Origin of the sequence: Nitrobacter vulgaris (genome assembly GCF_002028545.1) — a bacterium.
Taxonomy (GTDB): domain Bacteria; phylum Pseudomonadota; class Alphaproteobacteria; order Rhizobiales; family Xanthobacteraceae; genus Nitrobacter; species Nitrobacter vulgaris.
On the sequence record NZ_MWPQ01000040.1, the window covers coordinates 115,013 to 137,972 of the forward strand.

The 22,960-nt window shown below is 59.7% G+C and carries 19 protein-coding genes and 1 tRNA gene; 5 read left to right on the top strand and 15 right to left on the bottom strand.

Annotation, left to right across the window (positions count from 1 at the left end):
• Positions 1 to 694 precede the first annotated feature (694 nt).
• The gene (locus B2M20_RS09785; RefSeq protein ID WP_244553482.1) at positions 695 to 3,790 is read left to right on the top strand and encodes an Rne/Rng family ribonuclease; all 3,096 of its coding nucleotides are present in this window, start codon (positions 695 to 697) and stop codon (positions 3,788 to 3,790) included.
• Positions 3,791 to 3,870: 80 nt separating this feature from the next.
• Here the strand turns inward: B2M20_RS09785 and thiL are convergent, their stop codons facing one another.
• The 8 genes from thiL to B2M20_RS09825 form a co-directional block, all read right to left on the bottom strand.
• On the bottom strand, positions 3,871 to 4,839 hold the full coding sequence (gene thiL, locus B2M20_RS09790; RefSeq protein ID WP_079446852.1) for a thiamine-phosphate kinase: 969 nt from the start codon (positions 4,837 to 4,839) through the stop codon (positions 3,871 to 3,873).
• 45 nt (positions 4,840 to 4,884) lie between these two features.
• Positions 4,885 to 5,367, bottom strand: a complete 483-nt coding sequence (nusB, locus tag B2M20_RS09795; RefSeq protein ID WP_079446853.1) for a transcription antitermination factor NusB — start codon at positions 5,365 to 5,367, stop codon at positions 4,885 to 4,887.
• A gap of 7 nt (positions 5,368 to 5,374) precedes the next feature.
• Positions 5,375 to 5,866, bottom strand: coding sequence for a 6,7-dimethyl-8-ribityllumazine synthase (ribH, locus tag B2M20_RS09800; protein ID WP_079446854.1), 492 nt, complete (start codon positions 5,864 to 5,866; stop codon positions 5,375 to 5,377).
• Positions 5,867 to 5,935: 69 nt separating this feature from the next.
• Positions 5,936 to 6,565, bottom strand: coding sequence for a riboflavin synthase (locus B2M20_RS09805; RefSeq protein ID WP_079446855.1), 630 nt, complete (start codon positions 6,563 to 6,565; stop codon positions 5,936 to 5,938).
• Positions 6,566 to 6,724: 159 nt separating this feature from the next.
• Positions 6,725 to 7,876, bottom strand: coding sequence for a bifunctional diaminohydroxyphosphoribosylaminopyrimidine deaminase/5-amino-6-(5-phosphoribosylamino)uracil reductase RibD (gene ribD, locus B2M20_RS09810; RefSeq protein ID WP_079446856.1), 1,152 nt, complete (start codon positions 7,874 to 7,876; stop codon positions 6,725 to 6,727).
• Positions 7,873 to 8,355: a transcriptional regulator NrdR gene (gene nrdR / locus B2M20_RS09815; RefSeq protein ID WP_079446857.1), complete on the bottom strand. Its 483-nt coding sequence runs from the start codon at positions 8,353 to 8,355 to the stop codon at positions 7,873 to 7,875. Before nrdR ends, ribD begins: the two co-directional genes overlap by 4 nt.
• Positions 8,356 to 8,511: 156 nt before the next feature.
• Complete coding sequence (gene glyA, locus B2M20_RS09820; RefSeq protein WP_079446858.1) at positions 8,512 to 9,819, bottom strand: serine hydroxymethyltransferase; 1,308 nt, start codon at positions 9,817 to 9,819, stop codon at positions 8,512 to 8,514.
• Positions 9,820 to 9,995: 176 nt separating this feature from the next.
• Positions 9,996 to 10,187, bottom strand: a complete 192-nt coding sequence (locus tag B2M20_RS09825) for a DUF3606 domain-containing protein (RefSeq protein ID WP_079446859.1) — start codon at positions 10,185 to 10,187, stop codon at positions 9,996 to 9,998.
• A gap of 258 nt (positions 10,188 to 10,445) precedes the next feature.
• On the opposite strand from B2M20_RS09825, the gene B2M20_RS09830 reads away from it, so the two are divergent.
• Complete coding sequence (locus B2M20_RS09830; RefSeq protein ID WP_079446860.1) at positions 10,446 to 11,441, top strand: DUF4062 domain-containing protein; 996 nt, start codon at positions 10,446 to 10,448, stop codon at positions 11,439 to 11,441.
• A 137-nt stretch (positions 11,442 to 11,578) separates the two neighbouring features.
• Here B2M20_RS09830 and B2M20_RS09835 read toward each other — a convergent pair.
• Positions 11,579 to 11,663, bottom strand: a tRNA-Leu gene (locus B2M20_RS09835).
• Positions 11,664 to 11,911: 248 nt separating this feature from the next.
• Complete coding sequence (locus tag B2M20_RS09840) at positions 11,912 to 12,154, bottom strand: FliM/FliN family flagellar motor switch protein (RefSeq protein ID WP_079446861.1); 243 nt, start codon at positions 12,152 to 12,154, stop codon at positions 11,912 to 11,914.
• 65 nt (positions 12,155 to 12,219) lie between these two features.
• Between B2M20_RS09840 and lipB the strand changes: the two genes are divergently transcribed.
• Complete coding sequence (gene lipB, locus B2M20_RS09845) at positions 12,220 to 12,945, top strand: lipoyl(octanoyl) transferase LipB (protein WP_079446862.1); 726 nt, start codon at positions 12,220 to 12,222, stop codon at positions 12,943 to 12,945.
• Between the two features lie 74 nt (positions 12,946 to 13,019).
• On the opposite strand, the gene B2M20_RS09850 is transcribed toward lipB, so the two are convergent.
• The 3 genes from B2M20_RS09850 to B2M20_RS09860 form a co-directional block, all read right to left on the bottom strand.
• The gene (locus tag B2M20_RS09850; protein ID WP_079447030.1) at positions 13,020 to 13,319 is read right to left on the bottom strand and encodes an acylphosphatase; all 300 of its coding nucleotides are present in this window, start codon (positions 13,317 to 13,319) and stop codon (positions 13,020 to 13,022) included.
• Positions 13,320 to 13,394: 75 nt separating this feature from the next.
• Positions 13,395 to 15,410 (bottom strand): acetyl-CoA carboxylase biotin carboxylase subunit, encoded by a 2,016-nt coding sequence (locus B2M20_RS09855; RefSeq protein ID WP_079446863.1) that lies wholly within the window; start codon positions 15,408 to 15,410, stop codon positions 13,395 to 13,397.
• Positions 15,411 to 15,685: 275 nt separating this feature from the next.
• The gene (locus tag B2M20_RS09860; RefSeq protein ID WP_079446864.1) at positions 15,686 to 16,258 is read right to left on the bottom strand and encodes a hypothetical protein; all 573 of its coding nucleotides are present in this window, start codon (positions 16,256 to 16,258) and stop codon (positions 15,686 to 15,688) included.
• Between the two features lie 364 nt (positions 16,259 to 16,622).
• Here B2M20_RS09860 and B2M20_RS09865 point away from each other — a divergent pair, with 364 nt between their 5' ends.
• Entirely contained in the window at positions 16,623 to 17,282 is a 660-nt protein-coding gene (locus B2M20_RS09865) for a peroxiredoxin (RefSeq protein WP_079446865.1), read from the top strand.
• Between the two features lie 194 nt (positions 17,283 to 17,476).
• Positions 17,477 to 18,604, top strand: coding sequence for an S-(hydroxymethyl)glutathione dehydrogenase/class III alcohol dehydrogenase (locus B2M20_RS09870; RefSeq protein ID WP_079446866.1), 1,128 nt, complete (start codon positions 17,477 to 17,479; stop codon positions 18,602 to 18,604).
• 63 nt (positions 18,605 to 18,667) lie between these two features.
• Here B2M20_RS09870 and B2M20_RS09875 read toward each other — a convergent pair whose 3' ends face one another.
• Both B2M20_RS09875 and B2M20_RS09880 read right to left on the bottom strand, forming a co-directional pair.
• Positions 18,668 to 20,929: a CHASE2 domain-containing protein gene (locus B2M20_RS09875; protein WP_079446867.1), complete on the bottom strand. Its 2,262-nt coding sequence runs from the start codon at positions 20,927 to 20,929 to the stop codon at positions 18,668 to 18,670.
• Positions 20,930 to 21,311: 382 nt separating this feature from the next.
• Positions 21,312 to 22,652: a tetratricopeptide repeat protein gene (locus B2M20_RS09880; RefSeq protein WP_173815973.1), complete on the bottom strand. Its 1,341-nt coding sequence runs from the start codon at positions 22,650 to 22,652 to the stop codon at positions 21,312 to 21,314.
• Positions 22,653 to 22,960: the final 308 nt, after the last annotated feature.

A 22,960-nucleotide genomic window follows, 5' to 3' on the forward strand; every position in this document is an offset into this window, starting at 1 on the left:
CTCCGAGCTGCTTTTAATCACAATAGATACAGTACGGTTAATCCGGACTTAATCCGATACCCTGTTATTGCTCGGAAGACTTCCCGGATGACGACACGGTCCCTTGCAAGCGACAGGCAATCCACGTATGTAAGTTAATGCTGACGGTTAAACTCACGGTTGTGTCGCGTTCAGCTTCCCGGTGCAGCGTTAGGGCTTCAGATTGTTCGAAGTTCCGGCGTTTTCTGATCCCTCCACACAGCCAGCGCAGCGCGCGGCCGAATTGAAGAGGTGTTTTTCAGGTTTGGGAGGGATCCGGTCCCAGGTTACCATTTGCACCTGGGGGCAGCTTGGAGAGGTCGTAACCGATTGTCCCGGCCTGTGGCCACGCGGTACGACAACCGACAAGGCGCTTTGGCGCCGCGTCGGTCCGGCAGCGAGATAGATACGCGGCGGTGTTTTTGCCGCCAACCTGTTCAGACGGGCTGACGCCTGATGCGCCATACTGAAAAGCTGACCATTTTTTCCGCAAAGACCGCACCGAGGCGAAGTGAAAACTTCGCGCATGGCGTCTCGTCGGGATCAGGGTCGGCACGGCGTTCCAGATCGCGTCGCAGCCTTCCCCTCACCCCCGAATCAGGTGGACCGTTGCGTTACCCGGCCGCGCGAGATGCGCGCGCCGTGCCATGCGCCCTCCGCCCCCAAGAGCTTCAAAATGTCCAACAAACCCAACAAAATGTTGATCGACGCCACCCACCCGGAAGAAACCCGGGTGGTGGTGGTCCGCGGCAACCGCGTCGAGGAATTTGATTTCGAATCAGCACAACGCAAACAACTGCGTGGCAACATCTATTTGGCCAAGGTCACCCGGGTTGAGCCTTCGCTGCAAGCCGCGTTTATCGAATACGGAGGAAATCGGCACGGTTTCCTGGCGTTCAGCGAAATCCATCCTGACTATTATCAAATTCCGGTCGCCGACCGGCAGGCGCTGATCGAAGCCGACGAGCGTGCTCATCGCGAGGCAGAGGAAGAACCCGAAGATCGTCCCAACCGCCGCCGTTCGCGGCATCGCAACGCCCGTCGGCGCGATCACGGCGAACGCGTGCAAAGCACCATCGTCGAGGATGGGGAGGCCGCGGGGATAGACGCGACACAGTCTGATTTGCCGTCTGATGAAACAGCAGTGGGCGATCAACTCGGGCAACATCATGATCATCCCGACGCGGATGACGGAGCCGACGACGCCATACAGCGCGATCACGCACGCGCGCCTGCGCACGACATTGGATCAAGCTCTCTAAACAGCGCCGACAACTTACAGGAGTCGCATGACTTCGCTGGCGCGCTCGACTCCGACGATGTGGTCCGCGAGCATCGCGACGAAATTCAGGAGGGCTCTAGTGAGGATCTGGTCGCGGCTTCATCGGATGAAGACCCGGCCCCGATAGCACCGGGTCACGCGACCGGCGTCGAGCCGCTTGCTGACGATAGCGCTCAAAACGATCACACCGGACCGGCCGTTTCCACTGATGAAGCGCACAATGAAGTTCACGATCGTGAGAATGGTGACTATGCCGGCGGCCATCCTCATGAGGTCGGATTCCATGGGGACGAAGCTCGCGTCGACGATCGCGCGGAAGATGATGATAGTGACGATGACGAAGAAGAGGAGCAGGTTGAATCCGTCGGCGGCGATGATGCTCTCGAGGAGGTGCCGGAGCGGGGTTACCGGCCGCGCCGTCAGTACAAAATCCAGGAAGTCATCAAGCGTCGCCAGGTCATGCTGGTCCAGGTGGTCAAGGAGGAGCGTGGTAACAAGGGCGCCGCGCTGACGACCTATCTATCGCTGGCCGGCCGGTATGCGGTGCTGATGCCCAATACGGCCCGCGGCGGCGGCATCAGTCGCAAGATCACCTCGGCGCAAGACCGTTCGCGGCTGAAGGAGGTGGTACAGGATCTCGATGTCCCCGAGGGAATGGGAGTCATCCTGCGCACCGCTGGCGCTTCGCGCACCAAGCCGGAGATCAAGCGCGATTTCGAGTATCTGATCCGCATGTGGGAAACCGTAAGAGATATGACCTTGCGGTCCCAGGCTCCGACACTTGTTTACGAGGAAGGCTCGCTTATCAAGCGCTCCCTCCGCGATCTCTACAGCAAGGAAATCGACGAAATCCAGGTGGCCGGTGAAGCCGGCTATCATGAAGCGCGCGATTTCATGAAGATGCTGATGCCATCCAACGTCCGAGCAGTGAAGCAGTATCGCGACTGCCAGCCCTTGTTTTCGCGGATGGGCGTCGAGAGCCAACTGGACGCGATGTTCCTGCCGACGGTGCAGCTTCGCTCCGGTGGATACATCGTCATCAACCAAACCGAGGCGCTGGTATCGATCGATGTCAACTCAGGTCGCTCGACCCGCGAACATCACATCAAGGATACCGCGCTTAAGACCAATCTGGAAGCTGCCGAGGAAGTCGCCCGACAGTTGCGACTGCGTGATCTTGCCGGCCTGATCGTCATCGATTTCATCGACATGGACGAGAAACGAAGCAACCGCGCGGTGGAGCGTAAGCTGAGCGAATGTCTGCGCCACGATCGCGCGCGCATCCAGGTCGGTCGCATTTCGCACTTCGGTCTTCTGGAAATGTCGCGCCAGCGAATCCGCGCCAGTATGCTGGAAAGTTCGACAGAGCCTTGCTCGCACTGCGGCGGCACCGGCCATGTCCGCTCGGTTCCGTCGGTGGCGTTGCAGTTGTTGCGCAGCCTTGAGGAAGTTTTGATAAAAGGAGCGACGCACAACCTTGTCGTGCGGACGCGCATTAACGTTGCATTGTATGTGCTCAATCAGAAGCGAGGACATCTGCGCGCCCTCGAACACAGCTTCAAAGTTGGTCTCTCCCTGGTCGCCGACCCCTCGCTCGCGGGTCAACAATCCTTCGTCATTGATCGCGGCGAGCAGGTGCATACTCTGGAGGCGGCAAAAGCGCTGCTGGCCACGCAACTCGCCATAGACCCGCCGCAGGCCGAAGAGGTCCATGAAGACGAGCAGCCGGTCGATGTGGAAACGGAGATCGTGGCCGACGACGCCGAGACTCGCGCCGATGAACAGGCGGGCGGTGAAACCGAGGGTGACGGCCGCAAGCGCAGGCGACGCCGGCCTCGGCGTGAACGCTCTGGCGAAACGAGCGATAATCAGCCTCCGCAAACGGTCGACGGTCCGGACAGCGTCCAGATTGCCGCCGATTTCGCCGCGGCACGCTTTATGACCGAGGACGACGTCGAAACTGATGGAGAGGACTCTTCGGCGCAGGGCAGCGAGGTGCGAGCCGATCAGTCTCCGGACGGAGATGAACGGCGACCGCGTCGTCGTGGGCGTCGCGGTGGTCGTCGGCGCCGGGGTAGCAACGGTGCGAGTGCTGTCGACTCGATTTCCGACGAGTTGAACCCTCCGTCAGCATCAGAAGCCGTCGAGGCGGTTGCGGACTTCGATTCTGTGTCGATAGCGCCAGAAACGCAGACCAGCCCGTCCGAAGCTGAAACTCAGCCGCAACAGCACACCGCAGAACCGACAATCCGCACGGCTGAGGCCAGGAGCGAGACCGTTTCGGAATCCGAGAAGGCCGTTTGCCGTCGCTCGACCGTACGGGAAAAGGTGAGCTTCGCCTCGCAAGAAGCATCGCCCGCCGTTCCTGTCATTCAAAGCCATCCGGAAGCAGCGACACCGGAATCGCAACAGTCTCCCCCGGAAGTATCGGACGAAACCCGACCGCGACGTGCGGGATGGTGGTCTCGTCGGTTCGGCAGCGGAACCTGAACGAGCCTTTCTTTTCAACGGCAAGACGCCCGGCCAGACCGGGCGTTTTGGTATGTAGTGGAGCTGGCGGTCGCCACTATTCAGAAATGGCTGTAGGAAAGCCGCGGAAGTGCGACATCCTCGCCTTTTGTATCGAGCCATTTCGGAGCTGCGTTGCCCGCGATGATTTCTCCGATCGGAGTTACGACGACGCCAACGTTTCGTGCCGCCCGCGCGAAGTCGTCCCAGCGATCCTTCGCGACCGTACACAAAACCTCGTAATCGTCGCCGCCGCTCACAGCGGAGACGAAACTCGTCTGCCCCTGCTCTATCAGTCCGCGCGCAGCTTCAGAGAGTGGAACGGCTGCGGCATCAATGATCGCCGAAACTCCGGACGCGATACAAAGTTTTGCGAGGTCGCCCGCCAGACCATCGGAAACGTCCATCGCCGCCCGCGCATAGTGGCGGACAGCCTCTGCGAGAGGGATGCGGGGTTGCGGGACCCGATACCGGTCGATCAACGACTCACGAATCGCGGCGGCGTCGACCGTCACTTTGCCTGAGAGAATGGCGAGCCCGAGTGCGGCGTCGCCGATCGTGCCGGAGACGACGATACGGTCACCGGGCTGCGCGCGACTACGCAAGATCATTCCACCAACCGGCGCGCGACCGAACGCAGTGATGGACATCGTCAGCGGCCCTGGAGTGCCGACGGTATCGCCGCCGAGCAACGGACAGTCAAAGGTGATGGCGTCTTCGGCAAGCCCGCTCGCGAAGGCCGAGAGCCATCTCTCATCCGGCTCACGCAACGCCAGGGTCAGAACGAATCCGGCGGGCGTCGCACCTTTGGCGGCGAGATCGGACAGGTTGACACGCAAGGCTTTCTTGGCGACCGTTTCAGGCGGATCGCTGCTCCGAAAATGTACACCCTCGACAATAGCATCGGTTGTGACCACGAGATCGTCGTTGCCGCCTCGCAAGACAGCCGCATCGTCAGTGAGCCCCAACGCACCCGGATTGGTCGCGATCGGCTTGAAGTAGCGAGCGATTAGATCGTCCTCAACCGACATATTTCGACCCGTCAGGGTTCATGCGCAGCCGTAGCGGAATAGGCGTCAGCGAGTAAACTCGGCGGTGCGGAAATGGCGTGCGATCTGGTCAAGCACCGCATTGACCATACCAGCTTCATCATTTTCGACGAAAGCGTGTGCGACATCGACATATTCGGACACAACGACACGCGCCGGGATATCCATGCGATGCTCCAGTTCATATGAGCCGGCGCGGAGCACCGCGCGCAGGATCGCGGCGATCCGCTTCAGCGGCCAACTCTTCGACAGCGCATCGTCGATCAATGGGTCGATCCTGACCTGATCGCGAACCACGCCTGCCACCACGTCTCGAAAGAAGGCAGCCTCCGCAGGAAGATATCTGTCGCCTTCGACTTCGTTGCCGAGCCAGTGGCTATCAAACTCCGCAAAGACATCGTTAATGCCCGCTCCGCTGATCTCCATCTGATACAGCGCCTGCACCGCGGCGAGCCGTGCCGCGCCGCGCCTGTTTGCCTTCCTGTCGATACCTGCCTTGATGTTCGCCATCGCTCCGTTACGCCTTCGCCAATCGGCGTTTAATCCGCAGCATTGTCAACGCCGCCCGCGCCGCATGGCCGCCCTTGTTCAATTCGCCTGCACGCGCCCTCGCCCACGCTTGCGCATCGGTGTTGACCGTGATGATGCCATTGCCGAGAGGTACCCGCCGTTGCATCGACAGATCCATCAGCGCGCGGGAAGATTCCATCGAGACAATCTCGAAATGGATGGTGTCGCCCCGCACGACGCACCCGAGTGCGACCACAGCATCGTAAGGCTCGCTGCTCCGCTCGGCCGCATCAAGCGCGAAGACAATGGCTGCAGGAATCTCGAGAGCGCCCGGAACGGTGACGACATCATAACGGACGCCGGCAGATCGCAGTTCGGCGACCGCTCCTTCGAGCAACGCATCCTGGATATCGTCGTAGAACCGCGCTTCCACGATCAAGACATACGCGCCCGAGACGCTTGTTTGATCCTTAAGCGGTGCGTGCCTTGCCTCTGCCATTCATGCTCCGGTTAGCCGTGCCGGGCTCGCCCGGTATTCTTTCTGTCAAAGAGGCCCGCAGCCCGCGTATCATATTTCCGTCGATGAAGCGCACTTCATCTCGCTCAGGCGCGCGGCGTAACGCGCCATCAGGTCGACCTCGATATTGACCTCGCTGTCCGGGCGCCAGTTGCCCAGCGTGGTAAGGTCGAGCGTGCGCGGAATAGTGAGCACCGAGAATGCCTCCTTCCGAACGCTGTTCACCGTTAGCGATACGCCGTCCAATGTCACCGAGCCCTTGGCCGCGATGAAACGCGCTAAATTCGGGCTGGCGCAGAATTCAAAACGCGCCATGCCGTGTTGGTCATCGCGCGTCAGTATGGTCGCGGTTCCGTCGACATGACCCGCGACAATGTGGCCACCAAGCTCATCGCCGATCTTCAACGCGCGTTCGAGATTGAGCCGCGTTCCCGCCGCCCAGTGCTTTGCGGTCGTCACGTCGAGCGTCTCCGTCCCGACATCGACGTCGAACCAGGTCCGCCCCCCCGCGACGCCGGAGAGAACGACTGTCAGACACGTGCCGTTGCAAGCGATCGAGGCGCCATCTGCGATGGTGGTTTGATCATAGTGGCAGAGGATGCGAACTCGGTGCAGCCGGTTCTGCGCCGTGTGCGTCACACTTTCGATCTCGCCGACGTCGGTCACTATGCCGGTAAACATCAGAACCTTCCGAATCCAGGACTTCCGAGCGTTATGGCAGAACCGCTCGGTTCAAAGAATGGCGTCACTTCGCTCGTCATGCCCCACCATCACACGCGGCGACTGAAAGATGTAGATGCCAGACGCCAGGACAGCGCGACGGCTTTAGCGTAACTCCATTTAGATACGCTCGTAAATCGCGAGAGCGTCCTGATCCAGCGTTTCGCTCGCACGCATTTTGAATTGCGGTGACCCGGTAATGGTGGTCAGCGACAAGGCCCCGAGGGCGGCCACACCGTCGTCGCCGATCGGATCGGGACCGCGTAGCAACCAGGCTTCGTCAACCAACGCTGCCGCGACAAACGATGCCGCAACACGCGCTCCGCCTTCGATCATCAGCCGGTTGACCCCTCTTTCAGAGAGGGCGCGGAGAATCGCCACGAGATCGAGCCCGGGCGTTCCAACCGCGACCGGAACACGCATCACGTGCGCGCCAGCCGCGCCGAGTTTCATCGCCCTTGACGTTTCGGCAAAATCCGAGGTCATGATCCAAAGCGGAGTTTCGCGCGCGGACTGAACAAGGCGGCTGCTTTCCGGGATGCGCAGCGCGTGATCCAGGACCACACGCGGCGGCGAGCGCGTTTCCATGCCGGGAAGCCGGCAGGTCAGGAGAGGATCGTCAGCCAGAACGGTGCCGATGCCAACCAGAATCGCGCTGCATTGGGCCCGCAGCAGATGCGCCCGCGCCCTCGCTGCCTCGCCCGTGATCGCGACCGGTACGCCTCCGGCGGCAGCGATCTTTCCGTCGCTGGACACCGCGAGTTTAAGGATGATGTGGGGGCGTTTGTCCCGGACCCGCCGGAAATGCCCGGCATGATGGTGAGCCGCCTCGACCGCGCAAAGTCCGACATCCACCGATATACCAGCAGCCCGCAACCGCGCATGGCCCTGCCCTGCGACTTCGGGCGTGGGATCCTCGATCGCGGACACAACGCGCGTAATGCCGGCTGCGATCACGGCGTCGGCGCATGGCGGCGTTTTTCCAACGTGAGAACAGGGCTCCAGCGTGACATACAAGGTCGCACCTTGTGCCGCGCCCCCCGCCCGCCGCAGCGCCTCGGCCTCCGCGTGCGGGCGCCCTCCAGGCTGGGTCCAGCCGCGACCGACAATCACCCCGTCTTTCACGATAACGGCGCCCACGGCCGGGTTAGGTGCGCTCGCGCCCAAGCTGCGATGGCCCAGCGCAAGCGCTAGTTGCATGAAATGCAAGTCGGCGACCTTCTCCGTCCGGAGGTTAGCGCCGTTCTGCTCTTCCAGAATGCGGAAGATCATTTGCGCAGCGGTACCCGCCGCGCATCGTCCTCGCTGGAAAGTTCGCCCAGTACTGTCTCGAAATCCTTGGCCTCGCGGAAATTGCGGTAGACCGAGGCAAAGCGCACATAGGCCACATCGTCGAGGCTTCGCAGGTGTTCCATTACGATCTCGCCGATGGTTTCGGACGAAATTTCTGCCTCACCACCACTCTCGAGCTCGCGGACGATGGCCGAGACCATGGTTTCGATCCGCTCGGGTTCGACCGGCCGCTTTCGCAAGCTGATTTGCAGCGAACGCACCAGCTTGTCGCGGTCGAACGGCACCCGCCGGCCGTTGCGCTTGATAACCGTGAGTTCGCGCAGTTGCACCCGCTCAAAGGTTGTGAAGCGGAAATTGCATGCCATACAGACCCGCCTGCGCCGGATAACGGCCGAATCTTCGGTCGGCCGGGAATCCTTGACCTGCGTATCCAAACTGTTGCAGCTCGGGCAGCGCATCTCTCAACTCACCTTACCATCGCCGAAAAACGGCTCTTCGAAGCCGGGTTTCTGAGCGCTCTTACTGTCATATTAATTTATTACTTTCAAGGAGATGAGCGCATAAATTAATTCAGAAGATGACTCTTCGAAACGTCACCAAATTCATACGCAAGTTCATCTGTCCTGATAGATCGGAAAGCGATCCGTCAGCGCCTTGACCTTCTCCTTCACGGCAGCCTCGACCAGCGGCGCCTTGCCGTCCTCCGACTGTGCGATGGCCTTGAGTACTTCCGCTATCAGGCCGCCGACCTGTTTGAACTCGGTCACCCCGAAGCCGCGCGTGGTGGTGGCCGGCGTGCCGAGGCGCAGGCCCGACGTCACGAATGGCTTTTCAGGATCGAAAGGAATGCCGTTTTTATTGCAGGTTAGCCCAGCGCGAACGAGCGCCTTTTCCGAAATGTTTCCCTTCAATCCCTTGGGCCGAAGGTCCACCAGCATCAGGTGGTTGTCTGTGCCTCCGGAAACGATGTCGAAGCCGTGGCCACGCAGGCTTTCGGCAAGCGCCTTAGCGTTTTCGACGACGTTTTTCGCGTAGATCTTGAAGTCCGGACGCAACGCCTCGCCGAACGCCACGGCCTTGGCGGCGATGACATGCATCAGCGGGCCGCCCTGCAGGCCTGGGAAGATTGCCGAATTGAACTTCTTGGCCAGCGCTTCATCATTGCACAGGATTAGGCCGCCGCGCGGACCGCGCAGCGACTTGTGGGTGGTGGTGGTTGTCACATGCGCGTGCGGCACCGGTGAGGCGTGCACGCCACCGGCGACGAGGCCGGCGAAGTGCGCCATATCCACCATCAAATACGCTCCGACGCTGTCGGCGATCTCGCGAAAGCGCTTGAAATCCCACGGCCGCGAATAGGCCGAACCGCCGGCGATGATCAGCTTCGGCTTGACCTCCTCGGCGCGATGAGCCACCTCGTCCATATCGATCAGGTGATCGTCGCGCCTCACGGTGTAGTGTGCGGCCTTGAACCACTTGCCGGACATGTTGACCGGCGCGCCGTGCGTCAGGTGGCCTCCGGCAGCGAGGTCGAGCCCCATGAAAGTATCGCCAGGCTGCAGGAGCGCCAGAAAGACCGCCTGGTTCATCTGGCTGCCCGAGTTCGGCTGGACGTTGGCAAACCGGGCGCCGAACAGCTTTTTGGCGCGCTCGATCGCCAGCGTTTCGGCGACATCGACCCATTCACATCCGCCATAATAACGCGCACCCGGATAGCCTTCCGCGTACTTGTTGGTCATCACCGAGCCCTGCGCCTCCAGAACCGCGCGGCTGACGATGTTTTCCGACGCGATCAGCTCGATCTCGTGACGCTGACGGCCCAATTCGCCGTTGATCGCGGCGGCGATCTCCGGATCGGCCTCGGCAAGGGTGGCCGCAAAGAAAGGATCGGGGGCGGAGGTGGTTTTGGCGGAAGAGTCCATGCAGAATACCCTCGGGAGCGCAGCCGTAGTGCACGGGTGCGAACAGCAATAGCACGTGATCGAAGCGGCTTCCGCCAGATAGCACATCGAATCAGGGCGGCCAAGGTGTTGCGCCTCGGCTCCGAGGTTCAGGCAATATATGGTGGATGCGCAGGCGAAATTTCGGCGGAGAGCCTCTATTTTTCGAGGCGGTGCCGCACAGCGGCCAGCGAGGTTCCCACCTCCGAAATGGCTTCCAGCAGCCTCTCGCGGGGGACATTCAGCCGGCTCGCCCAAAGATCGGTTTGAGCGTTGTCATTCGGGTCCACCGTGCCCGCCGGTTTCTGGTAGGTGGATATCACGGTGGCGACTGAGACAAGCCGGATCATCCTGCAATTCTAGCACTCGAGCATCATCCCGCCACTCTGCCGAGCAGCAACGGTTAAAATCCGGTGTTTTATTCGATTAAAAGCAGCAGCCAACCGTGAGCGCGAATGCTCTGGTCTGGTAAACAAAGATTAAGACTCACATCGGGTTGGCCGCGACGTGCCCGAAACGCCTTCCACTTGTCCCAGCCACATGACAGATGATTGACGAATCCAGGTGCCGGCAGCGAGGGTCAAATCCGGTGATGAGGAAAAGTTCAAGTGGATCGGGTTTTTCAGATTTTCATTACTTCGACGGACGCCGATTTGAAGGACGAGCGTCAGGCCGTCAGCAACACGCTGGCAAAAGCAGGATACATGCCCGCCGGCATGGAATCGTTTCCAGTAACTGATCAACAGCAACTGGACTACATCAAGCGGATCATTGATCGCAGCGATTATTATATCATGATCGTCGGCCGCCGTTACGGCTCGCTGTCCGGCGATGAACTGACTTTCACGGAAAACGCATTTGAGTATACGCAATCAAAAGGCATTCCCATACTTGCGTTCCTTCCGGAAAACCCGGGCGGCATTGCGTGCGGCACTGAATCAGAAGCACCGCTAAAAGAAAGACTGGATGCTTTCAAAGCTCGTTTGAAGACCGGTCGTATCGTCGAATCCTGGAGCAACGAAAACGACCTTTGCATGAAAGTTGTGATGGCCGTCGCAACGGCTGTGAATTTGAAACCTGGTATTGGCTGGATACGTGGTGATCAGGCCATCAATCCAAAGCTTCTCCAGGAGCTAGAAAAGCTGCGAATCGAGAATACGGATCTGCGTCAAAAGCTTGCCGATCTCGATAGTGACAAGTCATCGCCTCGTTCGACTCCAGATGGGCTAGCCGACCCAGTTGCGGTGGAATTGCTTATCTATCGAACGGAAGAAGGGACACCGGACAAGGTCTCGCACCCGATTTTATTGGGCGACCTTTTTGCCGGGCTCTATGGCCATCTCCTCAAAAGCCCATCAGAAGCCTACGTGCGGGAGCTTATTGGATTCTGGTACCGGCAGAAACTTCACATTTCTGATTATTGCGAACTTAGCGACAGGAGCACGATCGTCATCCGGGATAAACTGGAAGCTTTGGGTTTGATCAAGTCCCGGTCGATCATCGCGGGTTTTTCCAATCACATCGCTTGGTCTCTGACTGAAAAAGGAAGACGTTTTCCCGAGTCGGGGAACATACCAATCGGCCACTCAGGCTCCGAAACTTAAAAGAACCTCACATGCCGTTGACCCCGAGACCCGGGATGCCTTTCGGCGGCAGGAGCAAGCCTTCGCGGATCAAAAAGGGAAGACTCGCCGCAGGCGCATCGGGGCACCGCGGCGGTTATTCGATCCGTCTTATCAGATGGTGCGCTCGAAAGGACTCGAACCTTCACGAATTTCTTCACTGCCACCTCAAGGCAGCGCGTCTACCAATTCCGCCACGAGCGCTTAAAAGTCGGTTCAGGCTGGCGCCCGACCCATCAATGGCGCCGATTTAACAAAACAATGGTGGAGGGACAAGGCCCAGCGAGACGTTCCTTCTCCGATCGAGGCCCGAAAGCGCGGCAATCCCCGTGCGATATTAACACCGGAAATCAGGACGTTTCTGCGTTCTTTTGATCCAGATGTCAGATTTCGAGCCCCTCCGCTTCTGACAGAATGAAAAGCGGGGCTCCATGATTTTGATCGGAGTAGCTTTATCGGCGGTCTGGCGTGCGAGGCAGCATCTGTTTGACTTCAACCGCGATGCGGTTCCGGTTGACCATCACAACACCGCTGGCGATCGGCAAGTTATTGGCCAGGATCTTGACCTCGTCCTGCTCGGTGGCATCAAGCTCGATAATGGCGCCACGGCTGAGCCGCATGACCTGATGAACGGGCATGGACGTGGTCCCCAGGACCACCATGAGATCGACAGATACTTTATCGAGCGTCGCCACGAAATGCAGACTCACCAACCGTGCGGATTGCTACCATCTCCAGACCACCACGTTAGGGTTAGCCAATGGTTAATGACCGTCAAACCCTCGATTTGAAGCTGTTTGCCGCCTCGCCCAGCGAGCCTGTGGAGTGGCGACAGTCCGATCATCCCGTGCCCTATCTGGAAGCTGTAGAGGCCATGGAAAGGCGGGCCGCGGCGATTGCCTCGGGCGAGGCTACGGAGCAGGTCTGGCTGCTGGCGCACCCGCCGCTTTACACGTCTGGCACCAGTGGGCGCAAAGCCGATTTGCTGAAGACCCGCTTTCCGCTATTCGCGACCGGCCGTGGCGGCCAGATCACCTATCATGGCCCCGGCCAGCGCATCGCTTATGTCATGCTGGATCTGAAGCGCCGCCGGCCGGACGTTCGGGACTTCATAGCCCGCCTTGAGGAATGGATCATCCGCACGCTCCACGCCTTCGGCGTCAAGGGAGAAAGGCGCGAGGAACGGGTCGGCGTCTGGGTGGTGCGCCCGGACAAAGGCCCGGGCCACGAGGATAAGATTGCAGCGATCGGCGTGCGGATCCGCCGCTGGGTATCGTTCCACGGCATCTCGCTCAATGTCGATCCCGATCTCAGTCATTTTGCCGACATCGTGCCCTGCGGTGTCACCGACCCCCGTTACGGCGTGACGAGCCTCGCCGACCTTGGTCTGCGTATCAGGCTGGCAGATGTCGATGACGCTCTGAAGCGCACCTTCGGCGAAGTATTCGGATCCTCGGAACTGCGTCTCACGGAGACAACGGCCTGACCGTCACGCGACGAAGGCCGCGCGATCATGGTCCGCCCTGTGGACAGGCTAGGCCTTTCGTTGCGGATCTTTGCCTACACCGTCGGAAGTTGTGAGAAGCGCTCGCCCGGCCGGATCATCTTCACGGCGTTCGCCGTCACAGCCTGGTCTTCGACCCCATCCACCCGAGCAAATTCCGGCCCGTTCTGGCACCGCGCCGTCATCTCTGCGACAGCCTCGGCCGACCCTGCGAACAAAGCCTCGACGCTGCCGTCACGCCGGTTACGTACCCAGCCACCAACACCGAGGCGGATTGCTTCGCGCATCATCCAGTAGCGGAAACCAACGCCCTGAACGCGACCGCGGATCACGACCTGGCGAACTACCTCATCCATCCAGAACTCCGGTCGGGCGCCGCCGGGCGGAAGCACGGCACGCAGTTTCGGTGCATGGAGACGCCATGGGAAACCTCAGGCGAATTCGAGGATGAGCGCATCCACCGCCAGCGTCGCTCCGGGTACGGCCGCAATCGTCTTGACCGTTCCGTCTTGCTCGGCGCGCAGCACGTTCTGCATCTTCATCGCCTCGATAATCGCCAGTGTCTCGCCGGCCTTGACCTCCTGCCCTTCGGTGACGGCGATCGAGACGACGAGGCCCGGCATCGGACACAGCAGCTTTTTGCCGTTATCAGCGGCCGACACCACCGGCATAAGCCGCGCAGCTGCCGCCTCGGTTTTGGTAAACACACTGATCGCGACTTCGCAGCCCTGATGCGCAAGCCGAAATCCGTTCGTGATCGGCCTCACCTGTATTGCGATCGGATGCCCGTCCAGCGTGCCCTGCCAGACCGGCTGGCCAGGCACCCATCGTGAGAGCAATCGATGCGCTTTGCCGGCACCCTCACCCGCGTCCACGAAGCAAACCGTTATGGCGTCGCCGTCACGAGAGACATCGAGCAGGATTTCATCGCGATCGAGCCAAACGGCGCGGCCGCCTTCCCTCGCCACCGGGCGGCCGTTCAACTGGCCGGAAATCTGTCGCTTGCGCTCGCCGAGCACGTGATCGATCGCAGCCGCTACCGCCGCAAGCCTGCGCGCGATCTCGCCTTCCGGCGCGCGCGCGGTGAAGCCTTTCGGAAACTCCTCCGCGATGAACCCGGTCGAGAGATTACCGGCGCGCCAGCGCGCGTGACCCATCAAGGTCGACAAAAACGGAATGTTGTGTCGGATACCGTCGATGTAGAACGCATCCAGCGCATGGGCATGCGCCTCGATGGCGGCGACGCGGGACGGCCCATGAGTCACGAGCTTGGCGATCATCGGATCGTAATGAACTGTAATCTCGCCGCCCTCGCACACGCCGGTGTCGTTGCGCACGGTGACATCGTTTCGGCTGATTTCCGCCGGCGGCCGATATTTGACGAGACGTCCGATTGAAGGAAGAAAATTGCGGAAGGGATCTTCGGCATAGACGCGCGACTCAATTGCCCATCCCGTCAGCGTCACGTCCTTCTGCGCTATTGGCAGTTTTTCTCCTGCGGCAATACGGATCATCTGCTCGACCAGATCGATACCGGTAATCAGTTCGGTGACCGGATGCTCGACCTGTAGCCGTGTGTTCATCTCGAGGAAGTAAAAGCTCTTGTCCTGCCCGGCGACAAACTCGATCGTGCCTGCCGAGTCGTAGTTTACAGCTTTGGCCAGCGCCACGGCCTGCTCGCCCATCTTGCGCCGCGTGATCTCGTCGAGCAGCGGCGACGGCGCCTCCTCGATGACTTTCTGATTTCGTCGCTGGATCGAGCACTCGCGCTCGCCAAGATGGATCACGTTGCCATGCTTGTCGCCGAGCACCTGGATTTCGATATGTCGGGGATCGACGATAAACTTCTCGATGAAGACGCGGTCGTCGCCGAACGAGGCCTTCGCCTCCGCCTTCGCCAGGTTAAAACCCTCGACGACCTGGGCGCTCGAATGCGCAATGCGCATGCCCTTGCCTCCGCCGCCCGCCGACGCCTTGATTATCACCGGATAGCCGATCTCGCCGGCGATCTTCACCGCGTGCCTGTCGTCCTCGATCACGCCGAGGAAGCCCGGCACCGTCGAGACCCCGGCCTTGGCCGCCGCCTTCTTGGATTCGATCTTGTCACCCATTGCGGCGATCGCGCCGGGATTGGGCCCAATGAAAACGACGCCGGCATCTGCAAGCGCTCGCGGAAACTCCGCGCGCTCTGACAGAAACCCGTAGCCGGGATGGACGGCCTCCGCACCGCTCTTGCGGCAGGCTTCCACGATTTTCTCAATCACGAGATAAGTCTCGGCGGCCGGCGGGGCGCCGATCGGCACGGCCTCGTCGGCCATCACGACGTGAAGCGCGTCTCGATCCGCCTCCGAGTACACGGCAACGGTTTCGATGCCCATCCGGCGGGCCGATCTGATGATCCGGCAGGCGATCTCGCCGCGATTGGCGATCAGAATTCGTTTGAACATGCCTGGCGACCTGCAACCTTCGGGCGCGGTCCAATCTTCAGCACGGCGTACGCGATCCCGCCTACGACGCTGTCATGTTTCCTCGTACAGAAAAATCAAACAGCAGCAAAGACTTTTCAGCGGGAGCGAACATCGAGGAGCCTCGATATGTCACCTTTCCGCTGACTGCCTATGACCTCGCTATCCGCTTCAGTTGTGACTGCTCGATCCGGAGCGCTCAACAAAAAGGCGGGCAAGAAGCCCGCCGTTCGTCGATTTAGTAAATTCCGCGTCCCTTACATGCCGAGGTCGAGAACGTTTGGAAGGTGCGCCAGCGGCAAGGTTGCCGCGCCGATCAGGCTGGCGACCAGTGCCATCAACTGACGATTGCTGCGGCGTTTGCCACGCATCTGGTTCGCAATCCATTCCAGCACTTCAATGTTGACGCCCACTGCCCGGGTCGGCGCCCAGCTTTCGATATCGGTATCCGGAGCCAAAGCGATGCGGCGCGCCGGCACCGGAAGCCCTGATGCGGACGCCGCGTGGTGGACGATGGCTTTGGCGAACAGATCGTCGAACCGTCCGTCATCGCTTCGCTCGGTGGCAGCATCATTGATTTCAAATAGCGCTTCAGCCTCTTCCCGGCTTACCGGCTGGTTGTCTACGGCAGCAGCCGTCAAAAGGTGCACACACCAAGACGTATCAGTGGAATCAAGCATTCTGGAGAAATGAACGCGGCCTCCGGCGGTCGGCCCCTCCCCGGTGATGACCCCGTTACGGACCTTAGCAAGCGCTGCCACCACGTCCTTCCGACTCGCAATGGCAAAAATATCGATAGGGGCGACGACGGCGGACAGGTCGGAAAGCATGGGAATGGTTCTCTTTTCTGGATCAGATCAGCAATTTCATGAGGGCATGAATCGTTCGTTAAAATTCGAACAATCTGTCGCCATGTCTCGCGTTTGATGGTCAATGAGGTTGTCGCCCCCATGGCGACCCCGGTTCAAGACGATGGCAACACCTTCCGGGGCGGATGGGGCAACATCGGGACATCTGCGATCACAATCTCGTAGGCTTTAATTCGCTGTACCTGCCAGTCGTCGACAGGAAGATGCTCCGCAACGCTCGCCAGGAGAAAAGATATTGCCCTTTTTCATTACCGGTTCCGTTTCGTCTGGCCCGAGCTTATAGTCCCGCCACCCCCGTTTAACTGTGACACGAGGACGTGAACTTATGACTTTATCGATTGGTTCGACCGCCCCTGATTTTGAAGCCGAGAGTACTGAAGGCAACATCAGCTTTCACAAGTGGCTCGGCGATAGCTGGGGGTTGTTTTTCTCACACCCCAAGGACTTCACGCCGGTCTGCACCACCGAACTCGGCGCCGTCGCCCGGCTCAAGCCGGAGTTCGACAAGCGGGGCGTCAAGCTAATCGGCATCAGCGTCGACCCAACCGACAAGCATCACCTTTGGTCCAAGGACATCGAGGAGACGCAGGGTGTCGCGCCGAACTATCCGCTGATTGCGGATGTCGATTTCAAGGTCGCCAAGCTCTACGGCATGTTGCCGGCCAGCACGTCCGGCGACGTCAACAAGCGGACGCCTGTCGATAATCAGACCGTGCGCAACATTTTCGTGATCGGTCCCGACAAGCAGGTCAAGATTGTCCTCATTTATCCGATGAGCACCGGCCGCAACTGGCAGGAGGTGCTGCGCGTCATCGACTCCTTGCAGCTCACCGCCAAACACGGCGTCTCGACGCCGTCGGACTGGAAGCAAGGCGACGATGTGTTCTTTTCGGCCGCGGTTCCGGAGGAAGAGGCCCGCAAGAAGTTCCCAAAGGGATGGAAGTCGCCGAAGCCATATTTCCGGATTGTCGAGCAGCCGAAGTAACGCGAGCTGTATTCAATCGAGAACACGCAGGAAGGGACGCCGTAGTGGCGTCCCTTCTTTTTGTTGCTGAGACATTTCGTGCCCGTCAGCCGCCCGTCATTGCGGCCTTGAAGACACGACCTTATCCTGGGCTGTAATACGCATTCCTGTGGGATGCTTTGTAATTGCAGAACGCCTGCCGAAGAGAAGTCACCATGCACGTTCGCGCCGCAGTTGCTATTGCCGCCAGCAAGCCACTTGAAGTCACGACGGTGGAACTCGATGGCCCGCGTGACGGAGAGGTCATGGTCGAGATCAAGGCGACCGGCGTCTGCCACACCGACGAGTTCACCTTGTCCGGCGCGGATCCGGAAGGATTGTTTCCGGCGATCCTCGGTCATGAGGGCGCTGGCATTGTCGTCGATGTCGGCAAGGGTGTGACCTCGGTGAAGAAAGGCGATCACGTTATTCCGCTCTACACGCCAGAATGCCGGCAATGTCCGTCATGCCTGTCGCGCAAGACCAATCTCTGCACGGCAATTCGCGCTACCCAGGGCCAGGGACTGATGCCGGACGGCACGTCGCGCTTCTCTTTGGACGGCAAGCCGATCCATCACTACATGGGCACTTCGACCTTCGCCAATTACACGGTGCTGCCGGAGATTGCGGTTGCCAAGATCCGCGAAGACGCCCCTTTCGACAAGGTCTGTTACATAGGCTGCGGCGTCACGACCGGAGTAGGCGCGGTCATTAACACCGCGAAGGTCGAACCCGGAGCCAAGGCGATCGTGTTCGGCCTCGGCGGTATCGGCCTGAACGTTCTACAAGGGTTACGGCTCGCCGGAGCCGACATGATTATCGGCGTGGACATCAACGACGACCGTAAAGCGTGGGGCGAACGCTTTGGCATGACGCATTTCGTCAACCCGACTGACGTCGGAAAGGATCTTGTCCCTCACCTGATCGATATGACGAAGTCCGGTGCTGATCAGATCGGCGGCGCGGATTATACCTTCGACTGCACCGGCAACGTGAAGGTGATGCGCCAGGCACTGGAAGCCTGCCATCGTGGTTGGGGACAGTCGATCGTCATCGGCGTCGCACCCGCCGGCGCGGAAATTGCGACGCGGCCGTTCCAGCTCGTCACGGGTCGCGTATGGAAAGGCACGGCGTTTGGCGGCGCACGCGGCCGAACCGATGTGCCGAAGATCGTCGACTGGTACATGCAGGGCAAAATCCAGATCGACCCGATGATCACGCACGTCATGCCGCTCGACGACATCAACAGAGCGTTCGACCTGATGCGCAAAGGCGAGTCGATCCGCAGCGTTGTGATCTTCTAGAGCCTTTCCGCTTCTGGCAAGATCAGAAGCGCGGCTCCATAATTTTGATCTGACGTGTTTTCTTCACGTTGCGTGAAGCGATGTGATCTGTTCAGCCAAGCGGTGATAGAAATCCTGCATGTCCTCGCCGGCGAGCTCTTGACAACGGGCCAGGGCGACTGTCGCCTCAGGCCCCTCGCCTGTTTTGATCGCGGTCAGCAGCGCGCCGTGATGACGCTTCAATTCGGCGAACTCTGGCGATCCCGCCATCGTATCGTCGCCAGCGATTGCATAAATTTTTGTGGGCCGTGACTTGCCTTTCAACAAGATCTCGCCCGCCTCGAGCAGCGCAATTCCTTTGACTCGTCGGGCCACGTCTTCCGAAACCAGAAGATCCACATTAAGCGCTTTGCTTGCCGACTCGATTCGTGCCGCCACGTTCACAACATCGCCCATAGCCGAATAATTAAATCGTCTTTGCGATCCCATGTTGCCGACGCAAGCCAGTCCGGCATTGATGCCGACCCCGATCTTGACGCGCGAGTCGTCGAAGCCGCGCGCAGAGAATCCAAAGACGTCGGCGTCGTTGAGCGCGCCGAGCGCCGCACGCATCTTGAGCGACGCCTGGCAGGCCCGGGTTGCATGATCGGACACGTCGACCGGCGCGTTCCAGAACGCCATGATCGAGTCGCCGATGTACTTGTCGATTGTCCCCAGTTCATCCTGTATTGCGTCCGACAGTGGCGCCAGCAGCGTGTTGATGAAATCGACCAGTTCCGTCGCGGTCAGAGCTTCGGAGATCGGGGTAAATCCGCGAACATCCATGAACATCACCGAAATATCGCGGGATTCGCCACCGAGACGCATCCCCTGCGGTGAATTTTCAAGCTGGGTCAGCAATTCCGGCGCGAGATACTGACCAAAGGCCTGCCGTACGAACTTCTTCTCTCGATCGGAGGCAACGTGAAGCACGCGCTCCACGGCGATATAGACCGCCAGCGCCGCCAGCGACGGGAAGATCGGATCAATCAAGAGGCGAAATTGCGAGAAAGCGATCCACGATCCGGCAAGCCCCGCGACAAATCCCACCACGCCGGCATAGAACGAAAACCGGGCGCCGAACATCAGGACCAGGCCGGCGACCAAGGCGCCGAACAATACGGTCAAGACGATTTCCAGTCCGTTCGTCCAGTCCGGACGTTCGATGAAGTCCTGCGCGAGGATCTGCTCGATCAACTGCGCCTGGATGGCGACGCCCGGAACCGGTCCGCCCAGAGGCGTCGCGCGTGAATCCATCAAACCCGCAGCCGATGCGCCGACGAGGACAATCGCGCCATCGATCAGCGGCTTCACCGTAGCCTCTTTAGCGGGATCAAGAATGTCTTTCACCGACACGTAACGCTGCGGCCGGTCGCGACTGAAATAGATCCGGGATTCGCCGTTGCTCGTTAACGGCAACTTGAACGCGCCTACCCGCATATCGATCAGCGCGTCGTGGCCCGTGTCACTGTCCCCGCTCGCTCCCGTGCCTCGCACGATAATGCTTTTCTGGTTCTGAGCGACCCGCAGCGCCTCAATCGCAAGGCTGGGGTAGATGCTCACGCCGTCAGAAAACACCATAGGCACCCGGCGGACGATGCCGCCGCGATCGAGCGAACTTAAATTGATGCCGCCGATACCTGCCGCCTTTTCGTTGAATATCGGCAGGCTCGACACCGTGCCGTGAAAGGGCGCAAGCACCTTCGTCGGATTGACGCCGACAAAGGCCACCCCGGCCCGGCCGGGCGGGCGGTTGTCGTTGGCGGCTCTGGTGGCGGCAAAGCCGAGTACGACCCCCGTCTTGCCGATAGCATCGGCGAACGCCTGATCGTGGTCAGGCAGGTTCGCGAGCAGCTTCATGGTTTGGTCGAGATCTGGCGCGCCGGAATCCCGCAAATCGTCGACAAGCCGGCTCGGCGTAGTTCGATCCGGCTCGGAGAAAATGACATCGTAGGCGATCACGCCCGCACCGAGATCGGCAAGCCGACGGGTCAGCGCCGCAAGACGTGTCCGCGGCCAAGGCCACTGGCCGTATTCCGAGATCGAGGCTTCATCGATATCGACGATCCGCACCGGCAGATCGGTATAGGCGCGCGGTTTGAGCCGCTGATAGGTATCGAACGTACGCTCCTTCAATTCGGTGACGATACGCGGATCATAAGCGCGCAGCGAAGTAAGCAGCACAAGGGTCGCTATCGCTGCACCGACCGCGCGAAGATTCTTGTTACGCGTCAGCCGGCGCAGACGCGCCCACGCTAACATCGTCCGCACGCGCAAGGTACTGCGCAAACGCGTTGCAGCCTTCATCGGTCCGTCTCGGCTTCAAATACGAACAGACGAATATGGCCGATACAGTCTGAAAAGCCCGTCGGCTTGCGGCCCGTTTCTGCGGGCCTTCTGCGCAAGCTGAGATTGGCGCAATCAAGGGACGACGACAAAGGGTCTGAATCCGGTTCAATGATTCTGTGATCGGCTCGATAATCCGTGGAGACACAACGACATCGCGAAATGTTACCGGCACATTAGCGGAATCCATTCCGTTTGGCGTACAAAAATAGCAGTTGATTGGATGCAGCTAATAGGTAATCGCCTGATGCATCGGCGAAGAACGCGGGCGAATTCGGCGGTTCACCGTCGACTTCGTGCCGCGCGGCTTGGGCGCGAGACGTATCGGGGTTAAACCTCCGGCTCAGAACCGCGCGGCCGGTCCGATCGAGACCGAGAAGTTGTCGGTTGTGTAATTCGGCAACGACGAGTCGATCTTGGTGTACAGAATTTGAGTCCGCAAACCCACGTTCTTGTATACTTGCGCATCGAAGATCGCACCGTACCGTTGCTCTTTGTCGTTCCGTATTTGAAACGGATCGACGATCGGGTTAGGCGCATCAAAATTGGCCCAGCTGAAGCCGATCGTCGGCGCGAATACAAACTGATGCGGCGTGCCGAACACCGACAAGACAAACCCATAAGGAGAAGCCATGTCGATCGAATAGCGCTTGTATGAGTAATAATCGAAGACAGCACGATTTTGTTCGAAACCTACACGCGTCGTCCAGTGCACTGACCCGAAGCCCACGTCCGAGGTCACCACCGCCGATAGCAGGTCTCCGGTCTGTTGGGCGGCTGTCGGAAAGTTGGACGAATTCGAAAAATCACGATGCCGTTGCTCGACGAACGCCTCCAGAATGCCGCGATCGCCGAGCGTCGTGCGCGCGGAAACGCCGCCGCCGCCAGCCGAGAAATAATTGGCGTCGCCCAGCCAGGCCTGGTCTCCGATGCCGTAAAGTTTGAACGATGCGTTCTGTCCGATCGCGATGCGCGGACCGACCACGAGCTCGACCAGACCAAGGTTGAATTGGTTGAGTTTGTATTGGCGCGAATTGATGCCTAGGAAGCTCGCTTCGATGGCGTCTCCCCGCGTGCCGATCTTATAGGCGTAGTTGGCTGTAAGTGTCTGGAACATATTCCAGTCCGGACGCTTGCCGTACGCGCTGTTGAGGATTGCATCCTGACCCAGCGCGCGCACCATCAGGCTTGAGGGGCCGAGGTTAGCGTTGGTTTGGTACCGCAAGCCGGCGGTGGTAAATACGCTGAATTCGTAGCGCGCAAGCCGGCGGTCGATCTCGGTCAAATAGGCGCGGACCTGGACGCGAATGTCATCAGGGGCGTCGGCGGCCTTGATCGCCTCCTGAAAATAGCTGCGCGCCAGTTCATATGAGCCGAGCTTGAAGTACAGTACGCCCAATTCGAGTTTAACGCGCGGCAAATTCGGATTGAAGAACAGCATCCGTTCAAGGGCGCCGATAGCTGCTTCATAGTCGCCGCGTTTGACGGCTTGCTCGGCGAACTTGAAACTGGCTTCCAAATCGGAAGGGTTTTTATACATCTGCTGGAACAGCGCATCGTAATCCTGCTGAACCACGGATGCTGCGGAAATGGGAGACGTCGTCGATTGGGCCGCGGCACCCGAACAGCACGCAGTCATCGTAAACAAGACGAACGCGACTTTCGCGGTCTGAATAAGTTTCACGCCACCCACCAAAACTACTAACTTGATGCGAAGCTCCCTTCCATCTCCGTGGAAATATGGAGCAAATTCGCAACGTTATGGCGGCCAGATTAGCGACAGCCTCCCCGATTGGAACAACGATAGCCGCTGGCTGACACGATTTTAGAGCGACGTCACCTTTTTACCACACATTGATTCAATAAAATCAATAGCTTAGTGGCATAGGGCGAACCGCGGTCAGAGCAATCCGAACTCATCCAACGATCGGCCGTTGGAATACTCCCGGAAGAAGGACGGCTCGCCAAATCGCGTGACATCCGGACCCCGCA

What these genes read in the sequence shown, in the direction of transcription:
- B2M20_RS09785 (WP_244553482.1), top strand. Translation starts at nt 695, where the DNA reads ATGTCCAACAAACCCAACAAAATGTTGATCGACGCCACCCACCCGGAA.
- thiL (WP_079446852.1), bottom strand. Translation starts at nt 4,839, where the DNA reads ATGTCGGTTGAGGACGATCTAATCGCTCGCTACTTCAAGCCGATCGCG.
- nusB (WP_079446853.1), bottom strand. Translation starts at nt 5,367, where the DNA reads ATGGCGAACATCAAGGCAGGTATCGACAGGAAGGCAAACAGGCGCGGC.
- ribH (WP_079446854.1), bottom strand. Translation starts at nt 5,866, where the DNA reads ATGGCAGAGGCAAGGCACGCACCGCTTAAGGATCAAACAAGCGTCTCG.
- B2M20_RS09805 (WP_079446855.1), bottom strand. Translation starts at nt 6,565, where the DNA reads ATGTTTACCGGCATAGTGACCGACGTCGGCGAGATCGAAAGTGTGACG.
- ribD (WP_079446856.1), bottom strand. Translation starts at nt 7,876, where the DNA reads ATGATCTTCCGCATTCTGGAAGAGCAGAACGGCGCTAACCTCCGGACG.
- nrdR (WP_079446857.1), bottom strand. Translation starts at nt 8,355, where the DNA reads ATGCGCTGCCCGAGCTGCAACAGTTTGGATACGCAGGTCAAGGATTCC.
- glyA (WP_079446858.1), bottom strand. Translation starts at nt 9,819, where the DNA reads ATGGACTCTTCCGCCAAAACCACCTCCGCCCCCGATCCTTTCTTTGCG.
- B2M20_RS09825 (WP_079446859.1), bottom strand. Translation starts at nt 10,187, where the DNA reads ATGATCCGGCTTGTCTCAGTCGCCACCGTGATATCCACCTACCAGAAA.
- lipB (WP_079446862.1), top strand. Translation starts at nt 12,220, where the DNA reads ATGGTTAATGACCGTCAAACCCTCGATTTGAAGCTGTTTGCCGCCTCG.
- B2M20_RS09850 (WP_079447030.1), bottom strand. Translation starts at nt 13,319, where the DNA reads ATGGATGAGGTAGTTCGCCAGGTCGTGATCCGCGGTCGCGTTCAGGGC.
- B2M20_RS09855 (WP_079446863.1), bottom strand. Translation starts at nt 15,410, where the DNA reads ATGTTCAAACGAATTCTGATCGCCAATCGCGGCGAGATCGCCTGCCGG.
- B2M20_RS09860 (WP_079446864.1), bottom strand. Translation starts at nt 16,258, where the DNA reads ATGCTTTCCGACCTGTCCGCCGTCGTCGCCCCTATCGATATTTTTGCC.
- B2M20_RS09865 (WP_079446865.1), top strand. Translation starts at nt 16,623, where the DNA reads ATGACTTTATCGATTGGTTCGACCGCCCCTGATTTTGAAGCCGAGAGT.
- B2M20_RS09870 (WP_079446866.1), top strand. Translation starts at nt 17,477, where the DNA reads ATGCACGTTCGCGCCGCAGTTGCTATTGCCGCCAGCAAGCCACTTGAA.
- B2M20_RS09875 (WP_079446867.1), bottom strand. Translation starts at nt 20,929, where the DNA reads ATGAAGGCTGCAACGCGTTTGCGCAGTACCTTGCGCGTGCGGACGATG.